The following is a 14,955-nucleotide window of genomic DNA, read 5'->3' on the forward strand; positions in this document are numbered from 1 at the left end:
AGGCGTCAGGTTCGCGCATGGTGCAGATGCGGCGAACTTTCGGTGCAAGCATGCTCGAACGACAAGAGCCCGCCGATCGGATCGGCGGGCTCCCGGGGCACGACCGACCGTCTTACTTCACGACGATCTTGCCAGTCATCATCGGATGGATCGTGCACACGTACGGGTACTCGCCCGCCGCAGCGAAGGTCCGCGTCCAGGTCGCACCCAGACCCAGACGGCCGCTGTCGGCACCGTCCGCGAAGTGCACGATATGGGTCGAACCATCGTTGTTGACGAAGGTCACCGTCGTGCCGACCGGCACGGTGAGCGTCGCCGGACCGAACGCGAAGTTCTGGATCGACACGGTCGTGCCGCCGCCTGTCGCAGCCGGCGCCGTTCCGGAATCGGCAGGGGCCGGTGCCGCCGGCATCGCCATCGGTTCGGCGGCAGCCGGGGCCACCGGTGCCGGTGCAGCCTCGGGTGCCGGTGCGGCGTCGGTGGCCGGTGCAGGTGCCGCGGGTTCGGCTGCCGGCGCGGCCGGCGGGGCATCGTAGGTCTGCGCCGCACGTCCTTCCTGCTCCACCGTGACCGCGCCTGCCGCGGCTTCGGTGACCTTCAGCTCGACGCGACGGTTGAGCTCGCGGCCCTCGTCGGTCGCGTTGTCGGCAATCGGCATGCTTTCACCGAAGCCCTTCTCGGTCATCCGGTCGGCAGCGATGCCCTTGCTCTTCAGATAGGACATCACGGACGCGGCACGCCGGTCGGACAACTTGAGGTTGTAGGCGTCCGATCCCTTGCTGTCGGTATGGCCGTCGATCTCGACCTTGATGTCGGGACGCTTGTTCAGGGCGTCGACCACCTGGTCGAGCAGCGTCTTGGCGTTGACCGTCAGGTTCGACTTGTCGAATTCGAAGTTCACGCCACGCAACACCACGGTGTCGCCGGTCTTGCAGCCGCTGAAATCGACTGCGCCGTTTTCGCCGCTCATCGTGCACGGCGGCGGCGGCGGTGGAGGCGGCGGCGGCGGCGCGACCGGCGGCACGACCTTCACCGGCTCGGGAATTTCATGAACCACCGGCTCGCGATGCTGACCGAGCGGGATGCGGATGCCGAGGTTGAACACCGGCTCCTTGATGTCCCAATCCGACTTCGCCTGCAGCAGGGCTTCGGCGCGAATCGCGAAACCGTTGTCGCTCAGCGGCAGATCCCAGCCGAGACCCGCGTGATAGTAGGACGAGGACGTCTTCATCACGTCCGCATGAATGAAGGGACCGCCGAAGACCGTCTCGGCCAGGAACATGTTGCCGCCGAAGCCGCCGCCCGACAGGGTGTCGCTGCCGTAATCGCAGCGCGACAGATTCAGAAGGCCGCAGGGATAGTTGCCCTTGCCCTTGTACTTGAGATAAGTGCCGAGCGCTTCGAACTCGAGGCGGTTCGACAGCTTCCAGCCCGCTGCCAGCGTGCCGCCGAGGCCGTCCTTGGTGTGACGGTCGTCATCGGCGAGCGAATACGAGGCCATCGGCGCGATGTAGGTATCGTCTAGCCAGCTGTCGGCGTGGGCGACGCGACTGGTGAATGCCGAGGCCGCCACCAGCGGAATCAGCGCCAGACGAAAAACGCTTCCTGCACTCTTCATGCAAATCCCCTTGTTGCCTTGATCAAGATCAGCACGCATCGATCAGCCGGCACCGGCAGCCCCGGCGCGCGACCTGTCTTGCGCACAAAAAAAAATCCACGCCCCTCCCATCGGAGTTGCGCGGACTTCGTTGTCCTGCCGGCTATCGTGCCGACAAACGCGATATTGCCACGAGTTGGTGAGCAAGGCGTGTGCCATCGACATGATCAAGGTCATGTCGAGGATGAAGGCCCGTGTCTGTCCTCGAACAATTTCACGCCTTAATAAGGAGTACTTGAAGCGAGACGCCGATTCGTCGCGCTGCACCGCCAAGGTCGTTCATGCCTCCGGGCGTGCACGTTTTGCGCTCACCGTTCACGGCAATGGAACATGCTGGCGCGCCAACATGGATCACCGCCACGCTCCTCGCGATATCGACAGGCCTGTCGATCGGCTGATTCCGACGCCGCACTCGCGCACATCATCACGCCGGCTTTTTCGCGCGTGCGTCGTGCGTCTGCGCATACCCGGCAAACCCTTGTGGGACCTGCGATCCGGCTGCGCATGCGCATGCATCTTGCGTGGCGATGCCGAAGTGATCGACGAGCGCGACTCGAGCTTCACCTGTTGCAACGCCGCATAGTTGGCACAGGCTTTGCTCCAGTAATTTCGTGCACCAAGGATTAGTGCACGGACGCGTCAAGGGAGTCGGGCAAAGCCGCTCGAATCCAAAACCACGGACACCGACGTCCACGCAGCTGGCTGATTTCAGCCATTCGCGTGGACGTTTTTTTTGGGCCGATGTCCGGGGTGCGCCTCATCAGGACACGCACCGTGAGGTGCGGACTTCTCTTTCGGGGTTTTGTTGCATTCCATTCAGGTCAAAAGGAGTTGGGGCAGATGAAACGGTTACATAAGAGCGGCTTGCGTACCCTGCAGTGCGCGGCGATTCTCGCAGCCGGACTGGTGAGCAGTAGCGCCTGGGCCGGTATCTACAACGACGGCAAGGTTCTGCTGACGGGCGGTGTGTTCACGGTTGACGGTGCGGGTGGCGGCGGCGCCGTGCCGTGGGCAACCATCAGCGGCTACGAAACCCGTGACGGCATCAACGGCAGCGCCGGCTTTACCTATGTCAACCTTCCTGCCCTTCAGGTCTCGTTCTACGGCGTCAACGTCGGACTGTTCGATCGCGTCGAGCTGTCCTATGTCGACAGCCGCCTGTCGCTGAACCTGCCGAACCTGCAGACGGTCGCGCTGGTGGCCGATGCGGCCGGGCTCGATGTCGGTACCGATGCGTGGAACTCCACGCTCGGCATGCAGACCTACGGCGTCAAGGTCCGTCTGTTCGGCGATGCGGTGTACACGTCCGACAGCTGGATTCCGCAGGTGGCAGTCGGCGGCCTCTACAAGGACAACCGCAATGTCGCGCTGATTCATACCCTGGGTGCGGACAAGACCAAGGACTATGAAATCTACGTGGCGGCGACCAAGGTCCTGTTCCCGATCAGCACCCTGGTCAACGTCACGGCTCGTTACACGAGCGCCAACGAAGACGGCCTGACCGGCTTCGGCTATTGCAACGGCGGATCGCAGACCGATTGCCACAACAAGCGCAAGGTTCGCGCCGAAGTGTCGATCGCGCATCTGGTGGCCAAGAACACGGCGATCGGCGGCGAGTGGCAGCAGCACGGCAGCAATCTTGACGGTCGCAGCGTCAATGTCGCGGGCCTCGACCTCTCGGGTCTGACCGGTCTGCTCGGTTCCGCCGGGCTCGGCGGTCTGTCCGGCGCGCTGACGCAGAAGAAGGAAGGCGACTGGTACGACCTGTTCATGGCCTACGCCCCGAACAAGCACATCTCGTTCGTCGTGGCCTATCTGATGTTCGGCAACATCGCGGTGGCCCCGGCCCAGAACGGCTTCTACTTCGCGACGCACCTGACGTTCTGATCCATCACTACAGGATCAAGGAGACTTTCAATGAAACGCAGCAAGATTTCTCTCGCTCTGGCCACCGGCGTCACGCTGCTGGTTGCCGCCGCCGCGCAACCGGCGTTCGCTGGCGAATCGAAGACCAAGCCGATCATGGGCATTCCGAGCAGCGCCGTCGCCGATTTCGGCGGCGCCTACGGTGTCCACAACTGGGTCGAGTCGCTGTTCTACTACATCATGCTCGACAACCGCATCAACTACATTTTCAAGGAGTTCGGCAACGTCGATCGCCAGATCGCACTCAACACGCAGCTGGAGCAGATGGTCCTTGGTGGTCCCAACAACTACCAGGGCGCGAGCATGAGCGCGGCGCATGCCGACCTCGGGATCACGATGACGCAGTTCAACGCGGTCGTCGAAGCGGCCTACAACGCCTGCGAACGCAACGAGATCAAGTACTACGCCTGCAATGATCTGATCGCTGCGCTCGCCCCGTTCACCCGCGTGATCGTCACCAAGTAAGACGCTGTCTTTCCTCCGGAGTGCGCCTGTATCGGTGCTGGCCGATCGATACAGGCGCACAACGGTGCGGCAGCGGTTCCATTTCCTTGCAGGATTCGTCGTGACAATTAATAAAGCAGATTCCCGCAACGACGCAGGCAGCAATCGCGTCTCTCCTTCCAGCATTCATCTTGTCCCGGGCGATACGCTCGGCTCCCCCGAACGCCGTTCCCTGCTGCGTGGCCTGCTCGCACTGCCACTGATCGCGGTCGTGGCCCGCAAGGCCAATGCGCAGGACGACGTCGAGCTGTCGAAAACCTTCCAGACACCCGAAGCCTTCATCACCGAAGCCTTCGCACCGGCTGCCGCACCGCCGCCATCGATGTTGATGCTCGATGCCGGCAAGCAGTCGCAGATCAGTGCCGTACTCGGTCATCCGTACCCGCAGGCACGCCTGCGTTACTGGAAAGCGGCCGGCCGCAGCGCATGGATCTTCGATGACATCGGCAAGGAAGGCTACGTGCCGACCACTTGCGGATTCATCGTGTCCAACGCATCGATCGAACATGCCCGCGTGCTGATCTATCGCGAGTCGCGCGGCGAACAGATCGGCGATCCGTCGTTCCTGCGCCAGCTGATCGGCGCCAGGGCCGCCGGCAGCGGGCTCGACAAGCATGTCGACAACATCTCCGGCGCGACGCTGTCGGTCAACATGATGCAGCGCATGGCGCGTGCCGCGCTGGTCTTCGATTCGCTGACGGCGTGAGCATCATGCCGCCCGCCTCTTCTGCCGTCCTGCGCGAGAGTGTGACGATGCAACAGAGCAGCCGGCGTCGCTTCCTGCCACGACTGCGTCCCTTGCAGCGCGGCGCCACGGCCAAGCCCCCGAAGCCGAAACGCAACATCATCGCGGTGCTGCGCGAGTGGCACTCGCGCGCCGGCCTGGTGGCATTCGCCTTCCTGATCTGGCTGGCCAGCACCGGCATCCTGCTGACGCGCAGCAACGATCTGGGCCTGGACACCGCACGTGTCGACTGGCCGTGGCTGATGGACCTGTATGGCCTGCATGCGGCGCCGCCACAATCCGGCTTCGCCGCCGGCGGCCACTGGCTGGCATCGACCAACGACTACACGCTGGTCGACGGCAAGCCGCTGGCGACGCAGATCAGCGCGCCGCTCGGCATGGTCGCGGACGACAATCCGCAGATGCCGATGCTGTACATCGCCAGCCCGTCCAGCGTCGTGCTGATCACGCCGGACGGACAGCGCATCGACAATCTGATGCCGCCGATCCTGCCGATCTCGACCGTGCGCCGCATCGGCACGCTGAAGACCGATCCGCACACGGTTGTCGTTCAGGATCTCGATGCCTACCAGAGCCATGACGAGGGCAATACCTGGTCGCCGGTGTCACCAACCGAGGTCGCATGGTCGCGACCCGAAGCCCTGCCGCCGGCACAGAGCGACAAGGCGATGCCGTATTCGAAGCCGCGCGTGATCGTCGAGCAGGTGCTGATCGATCTGCACAGCGGTCGCCTGTTCGGACCGGTCGGAGCCTGGGCGATCACCATCGTCGGCGGCATCGCGATCGTCCTCGCGATCAGCGGCATCTGGATGTGGTGGCGCATCCGCCAGAACCGCAAGCGCATGACCTCACGTTGAGCACGGACGGTCACACAGCGGAGATTTTTTTTGCAGTAGACATCATCAACGCAGTACGGAAATGGGAGATGGGACATGGATAAGTCACGGTTGTTCGCGGTATGCACGCTCGCCTTCTGTGGCGCCGCCTTTGCGCAGACGCCGCTGCCGGGTCACTCGATGGACGCGCCCGGATCGGGCACCGTCGGTGCGCCCGAAGCAACGGCGCCCGCCGACCAGATGTGGGTCGACAAGAACGGCGACGGCATCATCCAGCGCGATGAAGTCACCCCCGGATCGCAGCTGGCAAAGCGCTTCGATACACGCGACGCCAATCATGACGGCCAGCTGACATCGGACGAGTACTACCTGCCGAAATGAGGCTGCAATGCCGGCAACGGGAGTGGCCACGCCACTCCCGTCTCCGCGCCGGCCGCCATTGCCAGGAAAGCCGAACCCCATGGGCTGGTTACGCAGACCGACACCGCTGCAGCGTCGTTTCATGGCGATGGGAACCTTCGTCACGGCGACGCTGATCGTCGAACCGCGAGGTCGTTTTTCCGCCGATCAGGTACTGAGCGAGATCGAGAGCGAACTGCTGGAGTTCGGTCGCGACGCCTGGGCCTGGGGCAATGGCCTGCTCGCGGACTTCAACCGGCGTCTCTCCGCCGGCATGCGCGTCGAAATTCCGGCCTCGCTGCGGCCGTTGTTCGAACAGGCCTGGGCCATTCATCGCGCCAGCGGGGGGCTGTTCGAACCGCGTATCGCTTCGCTGGTCCGACTCTGGGGCTTTGACGATGTCGCCCGCACGCGCAAGGAACCGCCGAGCACGATCGAGATCGACACCCTGTTCGCAGCCCTGCAGAGCGCCGCCGATTTCGACGGGGGCACGCACTACGGTCCGGCCCGCAATGTCGGCTGGGATTTCGGCGGCATCGCCAAAGGCTATATCGTCGACCACGTGCTCGACGGCCTGCGGCGACGCGGCTATCGCAATGTCAGCCTCGACGCCGGCGGCAATCTCGCCGTTCGCGGCCAGCGCAACGACCGCCCGTGGCGGATCGGCATCCGCGATCCGCGCAGCAGTCACACGCCGCGCCTGCTGGCTACACTGGACGCCACCGACGAAGCGATCATCACGCACGGCGATGACCAGCGCTATTTCGAATTCGGCAGCAAACGCTATTCACATCTGCTGGACCCGCGCAGCGGCTGGCCGGCGCAGGGCCTGCGCAGCCTCACCGTCGTGCATCGCAATGCCAGTGTCGCCGACGCCGCGGGCGGTGCCCTGTTTGTTGCCGGTGCGAGCGGCTGGCGTGCACTGGCGGCGAAGATGAAGATCGATCAGGTGCTGGTGCTGACCGATCGCGACGAGTTGGTGGCGACCGAAACCCTGGCCGCACGCCTGCGCGCCAGCGAAGACGGGCCGCGCCTGCGCGCGGTCGCCTGATTCACCCTGCCCTTTATTCCTACTTCGGTTCCAGACGCACGCGACGATACGCGGCATTGGCTTCATCGTCGGCGACACGCGCTGCAAAACGCGCCGGGTCGATGGGCGCATCGGCGACATCGAACTGTCGTGGCGGCAGATCGATGTCGCTCGGGGCTTCTTCTTTCCACGGCAGCAGATACAGCCCCACTGCCGCGTCACGCTGACCGATCAGGGTCGTGCCGGCATCGGCCGCTGCCGTCGGCGCCTTGCCGTCGGCCAAGGCGGCTTGCACGAAGCCGAAGCTCAGCATCAGCATCGTCGCTGCGTGCACGGCTTTCATTGCGACGCTCCCGCCGGCGGTGTCCCGCCGGCCGCGATGGTCTGTCCCTGCAGTTCGTGGATCCAGACCGCGACCATCGGCTGCGCGTCGGCACCGGCGAGCTTTTCGTAGGCCTGGTACTGCACGAGTGCCAGATCGGGCCGATGCATGGCGGCATCGTAGAGAATCGCGAGATTGAAGTGGGCCGGCGCGTAGCCCGCCTGCGCTGCGATCGCGCGCCGGTAGAACTGCTCGGCGTGCGGATAGTCGCCGCGCTCGCGACTGAGCTGACCGAGCCAATTCAGTGCCACGGCGTTGTCCGGCCTGGCCTTGATGGCGGCGTTGAACGCGCTCACGGCGGCGGCGTTCTTCTTCGCCTTCGCGTACAGGATGCCGAGGTCGGTGGACGGGCCTGAGAACTGCGGGAAATCCTGGCTGAGCACGAGCAGGGCGATCTCCGCCTCGTCATTGCGACCGTCGTGCATCAGCGCCAGCGCCGCGGCGAAGCGCGCCTGCGGATCGCCCTTGCCGGTATCGACGACGGCCTTGTGCACCGGCGTCTGACTTGCCATTCGTTGCGGGGCCGGCGGCGGCGGATTGCTCGCGCAGGCGCCGAGCGCAGCGTACACGACCAGGAGTGCGAGCCTATTGCAGCGATTCATAGTGATCATCGTGAATCTCGTTCTTGCCGTAACGGGCCGGCGCGAGCTCGGTCAGCGAATTGGCGCTGCGTCGCGTCCAGTCGTTCCAGATGCCCTGATGCACGCGCGCCAGGTTGACCGCATAGGCCGCAATGGCCTTTTCCTCGAAGGGATCGGCCTGTTCTTCGAGCAGGATCTGGTACTGCTCCAGCGCATCGCCCTGCAGCTTGCCGGGCCGCTCGGAATCCAGCAGCGCGCGCCCGAAATCCTGGTAGACGCTGCCGATTTCGTAGGTCGCGGCCGTGGTGATCTCGGCGTCGTTGCTCTGCGCGGCACGCATCAGGCTGTCGAGCGCCGATTCGACCGCCTGCTTGCGCTTCGGCAGGCTGTGCGCAACCGGCGCCGACAGCGCCAGCAGTCGCGCCGCCTCGGCATCCTGCTGGCCGATCTCCAGGCTCGCCTGCGCCGCCATCTGCTGCGACAGCGCCGATCGCGCACTGCCGGCCTGTGCATCGGCCGCCACGATCGCTTCGAGCCAGTGCCGCGAGGCGGCGGAATCGTGCAGGGTATCGCGCGTCAGATCGGCTAGCCGACGGCGTGCCTGCATGCCGCGATCAAGCGGCTGCGTGACGGCATCGTCGAGGCAGAATTCGTAGGCGCGTACCGCGGCGGCGGCCAATTGCGCACGATCGTATAGCTGTGCGGCCTGCCAGGCGGCGTCGCGGCGAATGTCCGGCGACTGATCGTCGCGCCGCGCGATGCGTGCGTAGACATCGGCGGCGTTGCCCGGCTTGCCGTCCTGTTCGTAGGCATAGGCGAGCTTCTTGTCGACATCGCCGGCCAGCGCGTCGGCCGGATGGCGCGAGCGGAAATCCTCGAGCGCACGTTCCGCCGCCGGCCAGTCTTTCAGGGCCATCAGCGCGGCCGTTGCGTCGTAGTCGGCCTTGCTGCGAATCGTCGCGTCCGGAACCAGCGCGCCGACGCGCTGGAAGGTCTGCGCCGCGCCGCGCAGATCGCCGGCATCACGCGCCTTCTCGCCCTGACGATAGATCGACACGGCGAGATGCTCGCTGGCCTGGGTGCGCGCTGCCGGCTCCGGTGATTGCCGCAGCAAGGCGACGTATGCCGTCTCGGCACCGGCGTAGTCCTCCTGCGCGTAATGCGCGTCGGCGACCACGGTCAGCAATTCGAGGCGCTGACCGGGTGTGATGTCGTTGTCGTGATCGAGCGCATCCTGTGCCAGCGCCATCGCCTGCGCGTCCTGATGCAGTTCGTAGAGATCGCCGGCGGCGCGCGTCTGCACCGCCGTGCGCTGCGCGTGATGCGGAAACTGCGCGGCCAGTCGCTGGCTGGCAGCCACTGATTGCTGCAACGCCGCCGGGCGCGCCGGGGCCGCGACTTCCTGCGCAAGCCGCTGATAGGCCTGCACGGCGGCGTAGGCGGCTTCCGCTGCCTGCGGGCTCGGCCTGTCATAAGCGACGTGCAGATAGGCCTCGGCCGCGTCCGCGGTCCGTCCGCCGTCGTACAGCGCATCGGCGTAGTGCATGGCAGTGACCGGCGACGGCGCGTCGGCGGGATCGAGCGCGAGCCGCTGCCGATACCAGTCGGCGGCGGCGAGGAAGCCGGCCGTGCGCGCCGGATCGCCAACCGCCGCCTGCTGCGCGCGCGACTGCTCGACGCGACCGAGCAGATCGAGATGATCGCGCAGATGCGCAACGACCGTCGCCGGCGGCGCGACGCTGCCCCAGTACGGCGTGCCGGGGCTGTAGCGCTGCACGTAGCGCCGCGTCGCCGCCATCGCCGGCTCGTCGAAGCCGCCGGCATCGAGCGCGGCGATTGCCGCCTGCTGGAAATCCGGATCGTGCGGGTCCTGCGGATGACGGTCGATGAAGGATTCGTAGACCTGCGCCGAATCGGTATAGCGACGCTGTTCCAGCAGCGCCTCGCCCAGCGCGCGGTACAGCAGCGTCGAGAAGCGCGGCTCGCCCTGCGCTTCGAAATAGCGGTTCATCGCCGGCCCGCCGCCGAGCTCGGCGAACGACAGCCCGGTGACGCGCAACGCATCGCCCGCGAATTCCGCGGAACGGCGATTGACCGACGTCAGCGCCAGTTGCGGATCGTCGGCCGTGGCGCCGGGCGGCAAATCGGCATCGAGAATGGCAATGAACACCTTGGCGGCATCCGCGTATTGCGCCTGCAGGTACAGCGTCCAGCCCAGCTTGTACTGCGCCGGCGCGAAGTACGGACCGTCCTTGCCCTGGGCAAGCACTGCTTCGTACAGCGGCTCGGCCTCGGCGTAGCGGCTGCGCGCATACAGAAGCTCGGCGGCGCGGAAGCGTGCGTCGCCGACCAGCGTCGAATCCGGATAGCGCTGACCGAGTTCGCGCAGGCTGGCGATCGCGGCGTCGTTGTCGCCGAGCAGCTGCTGGGCGCGCGCCAGCTGGTAGACCGCCAGATCGTTGGCCGGATCATCCGCCTGCTCGCGCAGCAGGCGCTGATAGATCGCGACGGCTTCGCGCAGCGCCGCGGTATCGGGGCCACCGGCATCGGCGTCGCGATCGGCGAGCTTGATGCGCAGATACGCGGCGCGACGCATCGCTTCGGCGCGAATCTGCGGGTCGGCGGCGTCGAGCGCGATGACCTGATCGTAGTGACGGATCGCGCGCTGCAGATCCGGCGTCACCGGCGGCGATATTTCGACGCGCAGGATGTCCGGCGTCTTGACGATCAGATAGCCGTTCTTCTGCATGCCGTTGTTGCGGGTCACCGAGCCAACGGTCGGCACATCATCGGCATGCGCCAACGGCAGCGCCATCGACAACGCGAGCAGCAAGGCGACGGCAAAACGGCGATTCATGGCGCGGACACTCCATGCGGCACACGGTCGTCGATCCGGGCCAGCGCAAATTCGGCTTCGGCCAGATAGCGGCTGGCGTCGCGGTCGCGCGCCTGCAGGCTGGCGTCGAGTGCCTGACGCGCGTCGGCGGCGACGGTGCCACGCGCAAGCGCGATGCGCGCACGCAGGGCATCGATCGCCGTCAGCAGCGACTCATCGTGATCGGCCAGGTGCGCGCGATCGGCGGCCAGCGCACGATCGATTGCCTGCAGTTGCCGGTAGTCGTGCAGCGGTGCCGCGACCTGCGGATCTTCGATCAGCACGCGCAGCGGCACCGCCGCACTGTCGCCATGCCGCTCGACCAGCAGGCGCGGCCAGCCGCTGCCGGTATCGGCGTCGCGGGCATCGAGTTCGGCCAGCATGCGTCCATCGTCGACTTCCTGGCGCGCGGCTGCCAGCGTCTGACGCGCGCCATGCAGGCGATCGACCGCGCGCTGGTAGTAGTCCTGCGCCTGCGCGTGGGCACCGAGATGATCGAGGGCATACGGAATCACCAGCATGCCCTCCTCGACCGCCGGATCGAGCGGGTCGCGGCCGATCAGTTCCGACCACGGCACCAGGGCGCGACGCAGATCGTCCGCGCGCTTGCCGTCGACGACCGCCTGCAGATAACGAAACGGCGTCTGCCGCCGCGTGACGGCCATTGCATCGGCCGACGCCGGGCGCAGCGAGACCGGGATCGGCGCAGCCTTGTCGGCCTGCGGCAGGAGACAGGACCAGCCGAGTCCGAGCATCGCCGCGCTCGAATACGGGCCGGGGCTGCGCACCTGTCTGAAACGGTCGGCGGCGAGATCGACCTGGCCGTCCTGCAGGGCGCGATAGCCCAGCGTCAGATTGCTCAGGTCGCGCACTGCCAGACCTTGCGCATCCGCAGCGCTGGCGTCGGCCAGTTGCTGCAGGGCGCTGTCCTGCGCTGCATCGACCTTGGCAACCGCGGCGTTGTAGTGCGACAGCACCGGCGCTGTCTCGCCGCTCTCCGCCAGACCCAGGGCCGCGCGCGCGGCCTGCACCCGCACGGGATCGCTGCGATTCGACGCCGAAAACAGCACCAGCGCTTCGAACGGCCGGCCGCCGGCCAGCAGCACCTCGGCTTCGTTCGGCAAGGGATCACTGCCGCCTGCCTGCAGGTCCATGGAGGCGCTGCTGACGAGACTGCCGGACTGCGCGGTGAGCACCAGCACGGCAGTCGCGGCGGCAGTGTTGAACGACCGATCGAGCTGTGCCGTCACCAGCGTCGCGTGCGGCTTGCCGGTATCGGCGCGCGCGCGAAACTCGGCGCGCAGGCGGTGAGCGCCCGCAGCCTCGGGCGGCAAGCTGCTCAGATACTTGAATCCGCCGCCATTGAGCGCGTGCGCTTCGTCTTCGCTGAATTGATACGTGATCGGCGCGTCGTCGTCGATCTGCACGCTGATGTCGCGCAACACGGCGTCATGCAGCGCCGAGCCCAGGACGAGCGTGGTGCCGCGGTCGGGGTTGGCCTGCCGCACCCGCAGCGACAGGTCCAGTGCCGAAGCGCTCAACTCGGCAAGCGAGGCGGTTTGCGCCCATGCCGATGACGTCAGCAGACATCCGGCCAGCAGCAGAACGCGCGTGGCGGCGTTCCGAACCGGCGTGCGCTGCCGCTCAGGGGCTGGAGCTGACGGCAATGCGTTCATGGTCCCCGGTACGACGCGCAAGCGTGCGAACGCGCACGGCGTCGCTCAGCGTAGAAAGAAAAAAAAGGAGGATGAATGCAGCGGCACAGATCGCGATGATCTGCATGGCCGGATCGACGAAGGCGAAAAGCACGGGATCAGACATGGCGACGACTCCTGGCAATTAGGCTGGGACAGTCGCGGACGTCATTGGCCGCTTTGCAAACCGAATCTTCAGCGATCCGGCCGTTCGCGCTTCATCACGAACGACGATGAAAATTTCGCAAGCGCCGTGCCAGATTATCCGGTGACGGCGCTGCGCGCGGCCTCGGGATTCCAGCCGCGTGCGGCCAGATACGCCGCCGGATTGGCAGGGTCGAGTTCGGAGCCATCGATGAAGCGCGATTCGATCGCGGCGCCGTCGGCCCCCAGTGCCACGACGCCCGCCCCTTCGCGCACCGAATCGACCGCCGGCCGCGGAAAGCCGAGCGCGGCCGCTGCGTCGCAATAGGCCGAGACATCGCAGACCGAGGCGGTCAGCGACGACAGACTGATCGGACCGTTCCACTGCCGACAACGCAGCATCTGCAAGGCGCACCACATCAGTTGCGAGCGACGCGGGAACGCGTGCAGGCCGCTGGCGAAGCGCGGCGGGATGCCGCTGCCCTGCCCGCGCAGCACCGCCTCGATCCAGGACTCGGGCACCGCCAGCACCTTCGCGCGGTGCAGCAGCATCGTCAGCTCGGCCGTCACGTCGCGACTGTCGAGTTCGTCGAGCGCGGCCATGACCGCCGACAGCAGGGCGCGATGCGTGTTCGGAAACTGCTGGGCCCATTCGCGCGTGACGCCGAGCACCTTGTCGGCACCGCCGTCCCAGATCGCGCTGGTCGGCGTCACGACAAAGCCAAGCCCTCCCTTCACGGCGGCCGTATTCCAGGGCTCGCCGACGCAGAAGCCGTCGACCGCACCGGTTTCGAGCAGGCGCACCATCTGCGGCGGCGGCGCGACCAGGAATTCGATGCTGCCGCTGTCGCTGCCCATGACATCGAGGCCGCCGCGTTCCAGCCACTCGCGCAGCAGGTAGTGATGCATGGAAAACGGAAACACGTGCGCAAGACGCAGGCGACCGCCGCCACGAACGTACTGGGCGACGGCGGTCGCGCTTTCGGTCGCCGTCATGCCGCTCGTCATGCCGAGGCGGTCGGCCATGGTCCGCGACAGGGTGATCGCCGAACCGCCGCGCGACAGGCACAGCCCGGTCATCATCGGCACGCCGACATGATCGGCGCCGAGTGTCGCCGCCACCGGCATCGGCGCCAGACACTGGGCGGCATCGAGCGCGCCATAGGCGAGCCGGTCGCGCAGGCTCGCCCACGACACTTCGCCGACCAGTTCGACATCGAGTCCGGCCGCACGGAAGTAGCCGCGATGTGCTGCCCACAACAGCGGCGCCGAATCGAGCAGCGGCATGTAACCGACGGTGAGATGGGCGATCTCCGGGCGAAACGGCAGTACCAGATTCATGAGCTTTCTCCACCAACATCGGCAGCGCCGGGGTCGAACAGCTCGGCGGCGGCCAGCACCGTGCGCGCGGCCTCGCCGATCGTGATCCGGCGCGCCATCGCACTGCGGCGGAGCAAGGCGTAGGCCTGGGCTTCGTCGAGCCGACGCACGCGGGCAAGCATCGACTTGGCGCGTTCGACATCGCGGCGATCGGCGAGCCGGGTGCGCATGTCGTCCAGTTCATTGCGCAGTTTCTGGTGCTCGCGGAAGCGCGCGATCGCGACATCGAGGATCGGCTTGATGCGATGCGCCGCCAGGCCGTCGACGATGTACGCGGAGACGCCGGCGCGCACGGCACGCGAGATCGTGTCCGGATCGGAGTCGCGTGCAAAGAAAATGATCGGCCGCGGTACTTGTTGGGTCACGGCCGCACAGTTATCGAGCACGTCGCGCGCCGGATTGTCCATGTCGACGAGGATCACGTCGGGCCGCAGGCGGCGTACCGCCGAGAGCAGGTCCTCGTTCGCCGACAGGCGGGCGACGACATCGTGACCGGCGACGCGCAATGCCTGGGTCACGAACGCGGCGCGATCGGCGTCGTCGTCCACCAGCACCATGCGCAGACTGGCTGCGGGACGTTCGGCAGCCGCATCGCGTCTGCTGCTTGAGTATTCCACTTCGTCCAAGGTCCGCATCCGCCATTCCCCGCTGGTCGTGTCGATGTTCCGAGTACGGTCAGCGTCCAAACCGGAGACGCCGACTGCCTGCGCAGCGGACGTCGTTGCCCTGCGATCATGCCGATGAGTCCGCGGGATCTGGGCCGGCCAACCGGCGCGGCAGCACTGCCGCAATCCCGCTGGAT

Annotated in this window: 15 protein-coding genes; 7 read left to right on the forward strand and 8 right to left on the reverse strand. The window is 66.4% G+C overall.

Annotated features, from left to right (window positions below; all coding sequences use genetic code 11):
- Nucleotides 1-112: 112 nt before the first annotated feature.
- Complete coding sequence (locus G7Y85_RS01370) at nucleotides 113-1,618, reverse strand: OmpA family protein (RefSeq protein WP_166250818.1); 1,506 nt, start codon at nucleotides 1,616-1,618, stop codon at nucleotides 113-115.
- Nucleotides 1,619-1,820: 202 nt separating this feature from the next.
- Here G7Y85_RS01370 and G7Y85_RS01375 point away from each other — a divergent pair, with 202 nt between their 5' ends.
- From G7Y85_RS01375 to G7Y85_RS01405, 7 genes are all read left to right on the forward strand, one after another.
- Entirely contained in the window at nucleotides 1,821-2,240 is a 420-nt protein-coding gene (locus G7Y85_RS01375) for a hypothetical protein (protein ID WP_166250819.1), read from the forward strand.
- A 257-nt stretch (nucleotides 2,241-2,497) separates the two neighbouring features.
- A complete protein-coding gene (locus tag G7Y85_RS01380) occupies nucleotides 2,498-3,544 on the forward strand; it encodes a DUF3034 family protein (RefSeq protein WP_166250820.1) in 1,047 nt (348 codons plus the stop codon).
- A 30-nt stretch (nucleotides 3,545-3,574) separates the two neighbouring features.
- On the forward strand, nucleotides 3,575-4,048 hold the full coding sequence (locus G7Y85_RS01385) for a group I truncated hemoglobin (RefSeq protein ID WP_166250821.1): 474 nt from the start codon (nucleotides 3,575-3,577) through the stop codon (nucleotides 4,046-4,048).
- 100 nt (nucleotides 4,049-4,148) lie between these two features.
- Nucleotides 4,149-4,793 (forward strand): FMN-binding protein, encoded by a 645-nt coding sequence (locus tag G7Y85_RS20565; protein WP_366514896.1) that lies wholly within the window; start codon nucleotides 4,149-4,151, stop codon nucleotides 4,791-4,793.
- A 47-nt stretch (nucleotides 4,794-4,840) separates the two neighbouring features.
- A complete protein-coding gene (locus tag G7Y85_RS01395) occupies nucleotides 4,841-5,689 on the forward strand; it encodes a PepSY-associated TM helix domain-containing protein (protein ID WP_166250822.1) in 849 nt (282 codons plus the stop codon).
- A gap of 75 nt (nucleotides 5,690-5,764) precedes the next feature.
- Nucleotides 5,765-6,049 (forward strand): EF-hand domain-containing protein, encoded by a 285-nt coding sequence (locus G7Y85_RS01400; RefSeq protein WP_166250823.1) that lies wholly within the window; start codon nucleotides 5,765-5,767, stop codon nucleotides 6,047-6,049.
- Nucleotides 6,050-6,128: 79 nt separating this feature from the next.
- Nucleotides 6,129-7,118, forward strand: coding sequence for an FAD:protein FMN transferase (locus G7Y85_RS01405; RefSeq protein WP_166250824.1), 990 nt, complete (start codon nucleotides 6,129-6,131; stop codon nucleotides 7,116-7,118).
- Nucleotides 7,119-7,137: 19 nt separating this feature from the next.
- Here the strand turns inward: G7Y85_RS01405 and G7Y85_RS01410 are convergent, their stop codons facing one another.
- The 7 genes from G7Y85_RS01410 to G7Y85_RS01440 all read right to left on the reverse strand — a co-directional run bounded on the left by G7Y85_RS01410 (nucleotide 7,138) and on the right by G7Y85_RS01440 (nucleotide 14,788).
- Nucleotides 7,138-7,440: a hypothetical protein gene (locus G7Y85_RS01410; protein WP_166250825.1), complete on the reverse strand. Its 303-nt coding sequence runs from the start codon at nucleotides 7,438-7,440 to the stop codon at nucleotides 7,138-7,140.
- The gene (locus tag G7Y85_RS01415) at nucleotides 7,437-8,090 is read right to left on the reverse strand and encodes a tetratricopeptide repeat protein (protein ID WP_166250826.1); all 654 of its coding nucleotides are present in this window, start codon (nucleotides 8,088-8,090) and stop codon (nucleotides 7,437-7,439) included. Before G7Y85_RS01415 ends, G7Y85_RS01410 begins: the two co-directional genes overlap by 4 nt.
- Nucleotides 8,065-10,917, reverse strand: coding sequence for a tetratricopeptide repeat protein (locus G7Y85_RS01420; RefSeq protein ID WP_166250827.1), 2,853 nt, complete (start codon nucleotides 10,915-10,917; stop codon nucleotides 8,065-8,067). The genes G7Y85_RS01415 and G7Y85_RS01420 overlap by 26 nt, the downstream gene beginning before the upstream one ends.
- Nucleotides 10,914-12,476 (reverse strand): hypothetical protein, encoded by a 1,563-nt coding sequence (locus tag G7Y85_RS01425; RefSeq protein ID WP_166250828.1) that lies wholly within the window; start codon nucleotides 12,474-12,476, stop codon nucleotides 10,914-10,916. Before G7Y85_RS01425 ends, G7Y85_RS01420 begins: the two co-directional genes overlap by 4 nt.
- A gap of 103 nt (nucleotides 12,477-12,579) precedes the next feature.
- Nucleotides 12,580-12,756: a hypothetical protein gene (locus G7Y85_RS01430; protein ID WP_166250829.1), complete on the reverse strand. Its 177-nt coding sequence runs from the start codon at nucleotides 12,754-12,756 to the stop codon at nucleotides 12,580-12,582.
- 134 nt (nucleotides 12,757-12,890) lie between these two features.
- On the reverse strand, nucleotides 12,891-14,114 hold the full coding sequence (locus G7Y85_RS01435; protein ID WP_166250830.1) for an ABC transporter substrate-binding protein: 1,224 nt from the start codon (nucleotides 14,112-14,114) through the stop codon (nucleotides 12,891-12,893).
- On the reverse strand, nucleotides 14,111-14,788 hold the full coding sequence (locus tag G7Y85_RS01440; RefSeq protein ID WP_166250831.1) for an ANTAR domain-containing response regulator: 678 nt from the start codon (nucleotides 14,786-14,788) through the stop codon (nucleotides 14,111-14,113). The genes G7Y85_RS01435 and G7Y85_RS01440 overlap by 4 nt, the downstream gene beginning before the upstream one ends.
- Between the last annotated feature and the right edge of the window lie 167 nt (nucleotides 14,789-14,955).

Origin of the sequence: Solimonas terrae (assembly GCF_011067135.1) — a bacterium.
Lineage (GTDB): Bacteria > Pseudomonadota > Gammaproteobacteria > Nevskiales > Nevskiaceae > Solimonas > Solimonas terrae.